Below are 10,740 nucleotides of genomic sequence, written 5' to 3'. Positions count from 1 at the left end.
ATACTCCAGGCCGTCCTGCGCGCCGCCGGCGGCGCGCAGGACGGCCTGGACTATCCGACGGGCGCGCACTACCTGCCCCTGCCCTCGCGCGAATCGACCCATGTGCGCGAGATGCTGGCCGACTTCGGCCTGATCGAGCGCGACGCCGGCGACGACGCCCCCTACTACGACGAAACCGCGCTGGTCCATTCGCCGCAGGAACGGTTGCTGCGCGACGGCCGCTGGGAAGACAGCCTGCTACCGATGCACGGCCTGCCCGAGGCCGATCTGGCGCAGCACCGCCGTTTCCTGGCCCAGGTGCAGGCCCTGCACACGCGACGCGGCAACGACGGCCGCAAGGTCTTCGCCATCCCGCTGGCCCTGTCCTCGCGCGATCCGGCCTGGACCGCGCTGGACGGCATCACCTTCAGGCAATGGCTGGAACGCGAGGGCTACACCTCGCCGGCCCTGCGCTGGTATCTGGACTACTGCTGCCGCGACGACTACGGCGCGGACACCGGCGCCGTGTCGGCCTGGGCCGGGCTGCACTACTTCGCCGCGCGCGACGGCCATGCCGCCAACGCCGCCGAGGGCGCGGTGCTGACCTGGCCGGGCGGCCTGTCGGCGCTGATGGCGCGCATGCGCGCGGCAATCAGCGCCAGGCTGGGCCATGAACGCTGGCTGCTGCCCGGCACGGCCGCGCGCATCCGCGAAACGCCGGCCGGCCCGCGCATCGCCTGTCTCGCCGATGACGGCGGCGCCTACGCCCTGCAGGCGCGCCGTGCCGTCTGCGCCATGCCGCTATTCGTCGCGCAGCGCCTGCTGCCCGACATCCGCGCCTACGGCTACGACCCGGCGGTCCACGCCTCGCCGCGCGCGGCCTGGATGGTGTCGAACTTCGTCATGGACGGCTATCCGCTGGAAGCGCCCGGCGAACCGCTGTCCTGGGACAACGTGGTCTACCAGGGCCAGGGGCTGGGCTATGTGGTCTCCACGCACCAGCTGCTGCGGGTGGCGCGGTCGCCGCGCAGCGTCTTCACCGCCTATCACGCGCTGAATCGCCTGGAACCCGCCGACGCGCGCCGCTGGCTCAGCCAGGCCAGCCCCGAAGCCTTGCGCGACGAAGCCGCCGCCGACCTGGTCGCCGCCTATGGCGAGGAATTCTGGCGCCGCGCGCGCCGGCTGGAAATCACCGTGCGCGGCCATGCCATGGCCACGCCGCATTGCGGCAACCTGTCCAATGCCGGCCTGGCCGCGCTGCGGGACGTGGACGGCCAGATCCTGTTCGCCCACGCCGACCTGTCGGGCTACTCGGTGTTCGAGGAAGCGGCCTGGTGGGGGGTGACGGCGGCGGCTCGCGTCCTGGGCGCGCGCCCCGAAGCCGCCTGACAAAGAAAAAACCCGCCGCCCGCCTTGTGCAGGCCGGCGGCGGGCTGGACGCCACAGCGTCGGTCTTCTAGCCCAGCAACAACGCGTCGTCCGACAGTTTCTCGCCGCGCACGCGCTCGAACATGGCCAGCAGGTCCGGCACGTCCATGCCGCGGCGCTCGTCGCCGGACACGTCCAGCACCACCTGGCCCTGATGCAGCATGACCGTGCGCTCGCCCACGTCCAGCGCCTGGCGCATGCTGTGCGTCACCATCATGGTGGTGAGCTTGCTTTCGGCGACGATGCGCGCCGTCAGTTGCAGCACGAAATCGGCGGTGCGCGGATCGAGCGCGGCGGTGTGCTCGTCCAGCAGCAGGATGCGCGACGGCTGCAGCGCCGCCATCAGCAGGCTGACGGCCTGGCGCTGGCCTCCGGACAACAGGCCGATGCGGTCGGCCAGGCGGTTTTCCAGGCCCAGGCCCAGCGTCGCCAGCCGCTCGCGGAAGCCTTCGCGCATCGAGGCCTTGACCGCGCGGCTGTAGCCGCGACGGTCGCCGCGCAGTTGCGCCAGCGCCATGTTCTCTTCGATGGTCAGGTCTTCGCAGGTCCCGGCCATCGGGTCCTGGAACACGCGCGCCACCTTGGACGAACGCGCCCACACCGGCTTGCGCGTCATGTCCACGCCGTCGATGTCGATGCGGCCGGAATCCACCAGCAGATCGCCCGACACGGCGTTCAGGAAGGTGGACTTGCCGGCGCCGTTCGAGCCGATGACGGTGACGAACTGGCCCGACGGAATCTCCAGCGACAGCCCGCACAGCGCGCGCGTCTCGATCGGCGTGCCGGCGTTGAAAGTGATCTTCAGATCTTTAGCGGACAACATTCTTCAATTCTCCATTCTGCATTGGCGCAACACCCTCGCCATAAGAAGCCCGGCCGTCGCCCAATCGGGGCCACGCGGAGCCGGCTTTGCCGGTCCGCAGTGGCGCCCCCTTGAGGGGGAAGCGCGCAGCGCTTCGGGGGTGGGCCATCTCTATTTGAGTTTTTTCTTGAGCATCGGAATGACCAGGGCAATCGTGACCAGCACCGCCGTGACCAGGTTCAGGTCCTGCGCCTTCAGGCCGATGAAGTCGCTGTTCAGCGCCAGCGCGATGAAGAAGCGGTAGACGATGGCGCCGATGATCACGGCCAGCGTGGCCAGGACCAGCTTGCGCGACGGCAGGATGCTCTCGCCCACGATCACCGCGGCCAGACCGATCACGATGGTGCCGATGCCCATCGAGATGTCCGAGCCGCCCTGGGTCTGCGCGAACATCGCGCCGGCCATCGCCACCAGCGCGTTCGACAGCGCCATGCCGCCCAGGATCATGCGGCCGGTGTTCACGCCCTGCGCGCGGGCCATGCGGCCGTTGGAGCCGGTGGCGCGCATCGCCAGGCCGGTCTGCGTGGCGAAGAACCAGTCCAGCACCAGCTTGGCCAGGATCACGACCACCACCAGGATGAGCGGACGGGCCACATAGTCCGGCAGCCATGCCGGCTGCAGGATGGAAAACATGGTGGGCTCGGTGATCAGCGGCACGTTGGGCTTGCCCATGATGCGCAGGTTGACCGAGTACAGCGCGATCATCATCAGGATGCTCGCCAGCAGGTCCATGATCTTGAGCTTGACGTTCAGCCAGCCCGTCACCAGGCCGGCGGCCGCGCCGGCGAAGGTGGCCGCGATCGTGGCCAGAAAGGGATCGGTGCCCGCGGCGATCAGCGTGGCACAGACCGCGCCGCCCAGCGGGAAGCTGCCGTCGACCGTCAGGTCCGGAAAGCGCAACAGGCGGAAGGAGATAAACACGCCCAAAGCCACCAGGCTGAAGATCAGCCCGATCTCCAACGCGCCTAACAACGAAAACAATGACATGGGTCAAATCCAATCAGATGAGAAACGAGCATATTAAAGAGTTGAAACGTCGCACTTCTTGCGTTTCGGGGTAAGTTTTACCCGAGCTTTTGCAACGAACATTTCCCCAGCGACGATTTTCGCCTGTTTTCTGCCAAAGCGCGCACGGTCCTGCCCCGGCAGCCCGATTTGGCGGCCGGCTCGCGCGCCAAGGGCACGCGGATTTCTAGCTGGGACGAGTCCCGCGCGGCCATTCCCGCCGGCGGCGGGCGCCGTGCGGCAAGACAGGAAAGCGGCGGGACGGGAAGGCAAAACAGACAGGCAGGTAAAACAAAACCCCGCTCACGCCGCAAGGCATGCGCGGGGTTTCAGGCGGGGCGGCTTACTTCACCACCACCGCGGCCGACTTGATCAGCGCGTCGGACAGCGTGACGCCCTGCTTGGCGGCTGCGCCCGGATTCACGTAGAGCTCCAGCTTGGAGCTGGTTTCCGAGGCGATGGCGCCGGGCTTCTCGCCCTTCAGGATGCGCACGACGACCTTGCCGGTCTGCACGCCCAGGTCACGGTAGTTGATGCCCAGGGCGGCGATGCCGCCGCGCTTGACGCTGTCGGTGTCCGAGGCGACCAGCGGGATCTTGGCGTCGTTGCCGACCTTCACCAGCGACTCGTAGGCCGAGACCACGTTGTTGTCGGTGTTGGTGTAGATGACGTCGACCTTGCCGATCAGGCTGCGCGCGGCCGAGGCCACGTCGACCGAGCGCGGCGCGGCCGCCTCGACCAGGCTCATGCCGTACTTGGGCAGCAGTTCCTGCAGCTTCTTGACCACGACGACCGAGTTGGCCTCGCCCGGGTTGTAGACCATGCCGACGCGCTTGGCGTTGGGCACGATCTTCTTGATCAGGTCGATCTGCTTGTCCAGGGCCAGCAGGTCCGACACGCCGGTGACGTTGGTGCCGGTGGGCTCCATGCTGGCGACCAGCTGGGCGGCGACCGGATCCGTCACGGCCGAGTACACGACCGGCACGTCCTTGGTGGCGGCGACGACGGCCTGGGCCGACGGCGTGGCGATGGCGACGATGGCGTCCGGCTTGTCGCCGACGAACTTGCGAGCGATCTGGGCGGCGGTGCCGTTGTTGCCCTGCGCGCTCTGGTACTGCCATTTCAGGTTCTTGCCCGGCTCATAGCCGGCTTGCTTGAGGGCGTCCTGCACGCCGTCGCGCACGGCATCCAGCGCCGGGTGCTCGACGATGGCGGTCACCGCCACCGACTTCTGCTGCGCCGACACGGGCGAGGCGATAGCCATCGCGAGCGCCATGGCGCCAACCGTCAGAAAATGTTTTTTTCCGATCAGCATAGATAAGCTCCTTGAACCTTCGGTGATTGTTCGTTGTTGGACTGTACGCCCAAGGCTGTTTTGGTTCTTTCTACGGCGGCCCCGGCGGCTTCCCGCAGGTCCGTCCGGCCGTAAAAGCCATATAGTCTAACGTGACGCGGATCAAAAGCCTTTGCGGGGAATCCCTGAATTGGTGCATGGCGCGCGCCGCGCCGTGGATCCCGGCGCCGCCGCCCGCTCCATTCCCGATACACTGGACAATCGGGACGGCCGTCCGGCCGCCCCCGGCGGCAACACAGAGGGCCTCATCATGATCAAGCGCGCGCTGGGCCGTTCCGGCCTGCAGATCCCTCCCCTGACCTTCGGCGGCAATGTCTTCGGCTGGACCGTCGACGAAGCCGGCGCCTGTTCGCTGCTGGACGCCATGGTCGACGCCGGACTGAACTTCATCGACACCGCCGACGTGTATTCGCGCTGGGCGCCGGGCAACCAGGGCGGCGAATCCGAAACCCTGATCGGCAAGTGGATCAAGCGCTCGGGCCGGCGCAGCCAGGTGCTGATCGCCACCAAGGTCGGCATGGAAATGGGGCCCGGCCGCAAGGGCCTGGCGCCCGCCTACATCCGCCAGTCGCTGGAAGCCTCGCTATCACGGCTGCAGACGGACTACGTGGACCTGTACCAGTCGCACCAGGACGACCCCGACACGCCGCTGACCGACACGCTGGGCGCCTACGCCCGGCTGATGGAAGCCGGCAAGGTGCGCGCCATCGGCGCGTCCAACTACACGTCCGTGCGCCTGTCCGAGGCCCTGATCGCCAGCGAGCGCCACAACCTGCCGCGCTACGAGAGCGTGCAACCTGAATACAACCTGTACAAGCGCGAGGGCTTCGAGTCCGGCCTGCAATCGCTGGTGCGGGCGCAGGACATGGGCGTGATCAACTACTACGCGCTGGCCAGCGGCTTTCTCAGCGGCAAGTACCGCAGCGCCGCCGACGCGGGCAAGAGCGTGCGCGGCCGCAAGATCGTCGACACCTATCTGAACGAGCGCGGCCTGCGCATCCTGAAGGCGCTGGACGAGGTGGCCGAGGACGCGAACTGCACGCCGGCGCAGGCCGCGCTGGCCTGGCAGATCGCCCAGCCCGGCATCACCTCGCCCATCGTCAGCGCCACCTCGCTGGACCAGCTCGACGAACTGGTCAAGGCCGCCAGCCTGGCGCTCAGCCGCGACCAGATCGCCAAGCTCAGCCGGGCCAGCGACTGGCGCGGCTGAGCGACGAGCACGCTAGAAGCGCTGGCTGAGCGTCAGCATCGCGGTCCTGCCTTCGCCGTAGAACACGGAATTGTAGAAACCCATGGACCGGTAGTACTTCTTGTCGGCCAGGTTGCGGATATTCAGCTGCAGCCGGGTCTTGTCGCTGAAGTCATACTGCGCCATCAGGTCGAACAAGGCATAGGGCTTCTGCACGATGTCGCCCGACTGCAGGCCGTAATAGGTCTGCGCGCTGGTGCGGCTTTGCCAGCGCACGCCGCCGCCGACGGTCAGCTTGTTCCAGCTGCCGGGCAGGCGATAGGCCGTGCTGGCCTTGAGCAGCTGTTCCGGCTGCGTGGTCTGCACCTTCCTGCCCTCGTTGTCCTTGGACTGCCGGTAGGTATAGCCCAGGAACACGTTCCAGCCCGGCATCACCTCGCCGGCCAGCTCGGCCTCGAATCCGCGCGTGCGGGTGCCTTCCAGGATGTAGTACCAGCCGTCGTCATGCACCGGATCGAAGCCGCCGTACTCGGCCACATCCTTCTGGTCCGTCTGGAATACCGCGAGCGACGCGTTCAGCCGCCCATCCAGATAGGCCGCCTTGATGCCCGCCTCGTAGTTGTGGCCGTAGGCCGGACCGGCCATGTCCCAGTTGCGGGTCTTGACCATCTGCGGCAGGAAGATGTTGGTGTAGCTGGCGTAGGCGGTATAGGTATCGTCCAGGTCATACGTGGCGCCCAGATACGGCGTGACCTCGGAATAGGTATGCGTGTAGCCCGCCACGCCGCCGCTGGTCTCGCTGGACTGCCAGCGGGTCCAGCGCGCTCCGGCCAGCAGGTGCAGGCGATCGGCCAGCTGCAGGCGCAAGGTGCCGTAGATGCCCGTCTGCTTGTCACGGTGGGTCTGCGACAGCGCCAGGATGTCCCAGCGCGGCGCGGGCCAGTCGCCGGTCCAGTCCTTGACGTCCGGTATCGGGTAGCCGGCCTGGTCGGACGTGTCCCAGCTCTGGTTCCATGCCTTGATGACCGAGTGCGAGAAACCCAGGTTGAACTGGTGCTTGCGGCCCAGCGCGTCGAAGGCGCCGTCCATCGAGCCGCCGTACACGTCCTGGTCGCTACCGCCCTTGAACTTGCGCAGCAGCGGCGGCGTGGAGAACCCGTCCAGCGTCACCGGCACGTCCGAGGTGAACAGCAGCGGCGCATCGAAGGTATTCTCCAGCCGGGTGTACGACAGGCGCGCGTTCCAGCCGTTGGAAAAGCCGTGCTCGATCTGGGCGAAGTACTCGTGTGAGTCCGTGTCCCAGCGCGACCACTTCGCGCCCATGGCCTGGCCCTTGGGCCAGTCGATCGGCTTGCCCGAGGCATCCAGCGCCGGCAGGCCGCCCCAGCTGATGCCGCGCGGGCGCGAGCGTTGCACCGAACCGCCCGCGCTGATGGTCGTCGACTCGCCGATGTCTGCCTCGACGATGCCGTACAGCACGTCCCGCTTCTTGCTATAGAGATCCATCGTGTCGCCGCGGCGCTCTTTCGCGCCGACCAGGCGCCCCCGCACCGAGCCCGAGGCGTTGAACGGCGTCGACAGGTCGATCTCGCCCCGATACGTGTCGTGGCTGCCGGCCGAGGCCTTGGCCTCTCCCTGGAATTCGCGCGTCGGACGCTTGCGGATGAAATTGACCGAGCCGCCGGGATTGCCCGTGCCGCTCATCAGGCCGGTGGCGCCACGGATGATTTCCACGTGGTCATAGATGGCCGGATCCAGGTTGCCGTCGCCGAACTGGTACAGGCTGTTCAAGGGCTTGACCACGCCGTCGAACTGAAAGGTATCCATGGAAAAGCCGCGCGAGTAATAGGTCAGGCGCTCCGACTCGGCCTGCTGCACGTTCATGCCGGTGGCGTTCTCCATGACGTCGCGCACGCTGCCGATGGCGCGGTCGTCCATTTGCTGCCGGGTGATGACGCTGGTCGATTGCGGCGTATCGCGCTGCGACAGCACCAGGCCGTTGGCCGACCGCATCCAGTCGGCGGTATACAGGCCCGAGCCTTCGGTCGTCGCCCCCGCTCCCAGCACCACCACCGGCGCCAGTTGCGCGGCATCCGCGCCGGCGCGCCGCAGTTCGAAATCACCGTCCGCGCGGCGATGCGCCTGCAAGGAGGTGCCGGCCAGCAACGCGTCAAACCCCTCCTGCACGCCATGGCTGCCCTGCAGGCCGGGGCTCTGCAGGCCGTCGGTCAGGGCAGGATCGAACGACAGCAACACCCGGGCCTGCCGCGCGAAACCGGCCAGCGCCGCGCCCAGCGGGCCAGCCGGCACATTGGCCTGGACACGCGGCGCGGCGGTCGCGGGCGTCTGCGCATGGGCCTGGGCGGCCGTCAGCGCGGCGCCGGCCAATGCCGCCATGACCAGCGCGACGCCGGTTTTCATGCGCAAGACGCGCGGACGGAAAGGAGCGGAAGGCAAAGACATATCGTTGGGTTCCAGGCGAAGAAAATCGAGGCTTCACCCGTATGCCAATCGAAAACGCAAAAGTGACAGTCCGGCCTGTGTATTTCAGGCCCTGCCGCGCAGCACGACCCAGTAGCGGGTATAGCGCAGCACCTGCACCGGCAAGGCGCGCTCGACGGCGGCCAGCGCGCGATCGGTATCCGCCAGGGGGAAGGATCCCGAGATGCGCAGACCCGCCACGGCCGGATCGCAGGCCAGCCGGCCGCGCCGGTAACGCCCCAGTTCCGCGATGAACGCGTCCAGGCGCATGTTGTCGGCATACAGCGCCCCCTGAAGCCAGGCGTCTTCGTGCGGCGCGGGTCCGGACGGCTGCACCGCGCGCGCATCGAACCAGGCGCCCTCGCCAGCCTCCACCCGGCGCGCGCCCGCCGCGCCGGCGACGGCGGGCTCGATCCGTACCGCGCCTTCATTCACCGCCACCCGGACGCGGTCGTCGTGCAGGCGCACCGAGTAACGGGTGCCCAACGCGAACACGCGGCCCATCGGCGTGTCCACGGCCAGGGGCCGGGCAGGTGTCATGGCGTCCCGGTGCGTGGCGATATGCAGCTCGCCCTGGCGCAGCACGATCAGGCGCAACGCGTCGCTGAAGCGCACATCGGCCGCGCTGTCGGTATTGAGCGTGAGCAAGCTGCCGTCGTCCAGCGTGGCGACGCGCGTCTGGCCGATGCCGGCGGACAGGTCCGCGGTCCAGGCCCGCCACGGCAGGCCCGCCGCGGCCAGGCCGCCCGTGCCCGCCGCCGCGCCTTGAAAATCCTCTCGCTGGCGGCGGCCGCCGGAGGCCGGCCGCTCCAACGCGGCCAGGCCGGCCCGCGCTTGAACCTGGCCGAACTGACGGCCCAGCGCCTCCACCCGCTCCCAGGCCCGACGATGCCGCGCGTCGGCCGCGAGCCAATCGCGCCACGCGGCCTCGTCGGCCGCGCCGGCTTCCTCCGCGCCCAGCCGCACGAACCACTCGCTGGCCGCGCGTATCACCGACTCGGGCAAGGCGGGCTCCGCCACCGCGCGCGCGCTCACCAGGCCGCCAGGCAATGCTGCATGGCGCGGGCCAGGTATTGCCGCACGGAACTCACCGAGACCTGCATCCGATCGGCGATCTCGGCATGGCGCAGCCCTTCCAGCTGGGCCAGCAGGAATGCCTTGCGCACCTTGACCGGCAGTCCGTCGAGCAGGCGATCGATCTCGACCAGGGCTTCCAGCGCCAGGGCGCGGCGTTCCGGCGATGGCGCCAGCCCGGCCTCGCAGGCATGCAGCGCGTCCAGGTAGGCGCGTTCGATGTCGCGGCGGCGGAACAGGTTGACCATCAAGCCGTGCGCGATCGTGACCAGATAGGCGCGAGGCTCGCGGCAGGCATGGGCCTCGCCGGCGCGCAACAGCACTTTCAGATAGGTGTCGTGGGCCAGGTCCGCGGCATCGAACGGGCAGCCGGTCTTCTTGCGCAGCCAATCGCGCAGCCAGGAGTGATGCTGGATATAGAGCCCTTCGACAGGCGCAGGGGAACCGCTTTGATTCATGGCCATTCGACGGACCGGACCCGGGACATATTAATGATAATAATTATCAATAATAATCCAATCCGGCCCGCCCTGGCGCGACCTCAGTCCAGTTTCACGCCGGAATCCTGCACCACCTTGGCCCAGCGCGTGACCTCGCTGTCGACGAACTGGCCGAAATCGGCGCCCGTCATGGCCGGGATGGCCGAGCCGTTGCTGGTCCAGATCTCCTTGATCTTGGGCGTGTTCAGGGCCTTGGTGATCTCCGCCGTCATGCGGTCCACGGCCTCCTTGGGCGTGCCGGCCGGCGCCCAGATCGCATACCAGGTGGACACCACGTAGTTCGGCACGCCGGCCTCGGCGGCGGTGGGCACGTCCGGCAGCGACGGCGAACGCTCGGACGCGGCCACCGCCAGCGGCTTGATGGTGCCCGAACGGATGTGGTTGGACGACGAGCCCAGTCCATCGAACGCCAGGTCGACCTGCCCGCCGATCAGCGCCGACAGCATCGGCCCCGCGCCCTGATAGGGCACGTCCACCAGCTTGATGCCGGTCTGCATGGCGAACAGCTCGCCGGCCAGATGGTGCGTGCTGCCCTTGCCCGCCGTGCCGAAGTTGATGTCGCCGGGGCGCTTCTTCGCGTAGTCGATGAATTCCTGCAGCGTCTTGACCGGCAGCTTGCTGGCGTTGATCACCACCACCTGCGGCGGCTGCGCCACCAGCGCGACCGGCACGAAGTCCTTCTGGATGTTGTAGTTCAGGCTCTTGTACAGCGACGGCGCCAGCGCGTGATGGGCGCCGCCCATGAAGAAGGTGTAGCCGTCGGGCCGGGCCTTGGCCGCGACGCCGGCGCCCACGGTGCCGCCGGCGCCGCCCTTGTTGTCGATCACGACCGAGTGGCCGAGCTGTTGGGTCAGCTGCTGGGCCAGCG

9 protein-coding genes are annotated in these 10,740 nt (G+C 68.1%); 2 read left to right on the top strand and 7 right to left on the bottom strand.

The window, feature by feature from the left end; all coding sequences use genetic code 11:
* A partial coding sequence (locus tag KDH83_RS26595; protein ID WP_212321206.1) for an amine oxidase occupies positions 1-1,368 on the top strand: 1,368 nt, incomplete at its 5' end.
* Positions 1,369-1,435: 67 nt separating this feature from the next.
* Here the strand turns inward: KDH83_RS26595 and KDH83_RS26590 are convergent.
* The 3 genes from KDH83_RS26590 to KDH83_RS26580 all read right to left on the bottom strand — a co-directional run bounded on the left by KDH83_RS26590 (position 1,436) and on the right by KDH83_RS26580 (position 4,589).
* Entirely contained in the window at positions 1,436-2,230 is a 795-nt protein-coding gene (locus KDH83_RS26590; protein WP_103273679.1) for an ABC transporter ATP-binding protein, read from the bottom strand.
* Between the two features lie 150 nt (positions 2,231-2,380).
* On the bottom strand, positions 2,381-3,256 hold the full coding sequence (locus KDH83_RS26585; RefSeq protein ID WP_212321205.1) for an ABC transporter permease: 876 nt from the start codon (positions 3,254-3,256) through the stop codon (positions 2,381-2,383).
* A gap of 361 nt (positions 3,257-3,617) precedes the next feature.
* The gene (locus tag KDH83_RS26580; protein ID WP_212321203.1) at positions 3,618-4,589 is read right to left on the bottom strand and encodes an ABC transporter substrate-binding protein; all 972 of its coding nucleotides are present in this window, start codon (positions 4,587-4,589) and stop codon (positions 3,618-3,620) included.
* Positions 4,590-4,878: 289 nt separating this feature from the next.
* Between KDH83_RS26580 and KDH83_RS26575 the strand changes: the two genes are divergently transcribed.
* Positions 4,879-5,838 (top strand): aldo/keto reductase, encoded by a 960-nt coding sequence (locus KDH83_RS26575; RefSeq protein ID WP_212321207.1) that lies wholly within the window; start codon positions 4,879-4,881, stop codon positions 5,836-5,838.
* Positions 5,839-5,850: 12 nt separating this feature from the next.
* Here the strand turns inward: KDH83_RS26575 and KDH83_RS26570 are convergent, their stop codons facing one another.
* From KDH83_RS26570 to KDH83_RS26555, 4 genes are all read right to left on the bottom strand, one after another.
* Positions 5,851-8,238 (bottom strand): TonB-dependent receptor, encoded by a 2,388-nt coding sequence (locus tag KDH83_RS26570; protein ID WP_249205375.1) that lies wholly within the window; start codon positions 8,236-8,238, stop codon positions 5,851-5,853.
* A 126-nt stretch (positions 8,239-8,364) separates the two neighbouring features.
* Positions 8,365-9,333, bottom strand: coding sequence for a FecR domain-containing protein (locus tag KDH83_RS26565; RefSeq protein ID WP_212321199.1), 969 nt, complete (start codon positions 9,331-9,333; stop codon positions 8,365-8,367).
* Positions 9,330-9,830, bottom strand: coding sequence for a sigma-70 family RNA polymerase sigma factor (locus KDH83_RS26560; RefSeq protein ID WP_212321197.1), 501 nt, complete (start codon positions 9,828-9,830; stop codon positions 9,330-9,332). The genes KDH83_RS26565 and KDH83_RS26560 overlap by 4 nt, the downstream gene beginning before the upstream one ends.
* Positions 9,831-9,913: 83 nt before the next feature.
* The coding region (locus KDH83_RS26555) for a tripartite tricarboxylate transporter substrate-binding protein (RefSeq protein ID WP_212321195.1) at positions 9,914-10,740 on the bottom strand (827 nt) is incomplete at its 5' end.

The sequence above is a fragment of the Achromobacter sp. Marseille-Q0513 genome, assembly GCF_018195695.1.
Classification (GTDB): Bacteria; Pseudomonadota; Gammaproteobacteria; order Burkholderiales; family Burkholderiaceae_B; genus Achromobacter.
This window is presented reverse-complemented; position numbering and strand designations above follow the sequence as displayed.

Bases quoted from the DNA above. Each gene is read 5' to 3' on its own strand.
- KDH83_RS26590 (WP_103273679.1), bottom strand. From the start codon at position 2,230: ATGTTGTCCGCTAAAGATCTGAAGATCACTTTCAACGCCGGCACGCCG.
- KDH83_RS26585 (WP_212321205.1), bottom strand. From the start codon at position 3,256: ATGTCATTGTTTTCGTTGTTAGGCGCGTTGGAGATCGGGCTGATCTTC.
- KDH83_RS26580 (WP_212321203.1), bottom strand. From the start codon at position 4,589: ATGCTGATCGGAAAAAAACATTTTCTGACGGTTGGCGCCATGGCGCTC.
- KDH83_RS26575 (WP_212321207.1), top strand. From the start codon at position 4,879: ATGATCAAGCGCGCGCTGGGCCGTTCCGGCCTGCAGATCCCTCCCCTG.
- KDH83_RS26570 (WP_249205375.1), bottom strand. From the start codon at position 8,238: ATGAAAACCGGCGTCGCGCTGGTCATGGCGGCATTGGCCGGCGCCGCG.
- KDH83_RS26560 (WP_212321197.1), bottom strand. From the start codon at position 9,830: ATGAATCAAAGCGGTTCCCCTGCGCCTGTCGAAGGGCTCTATATCCAG.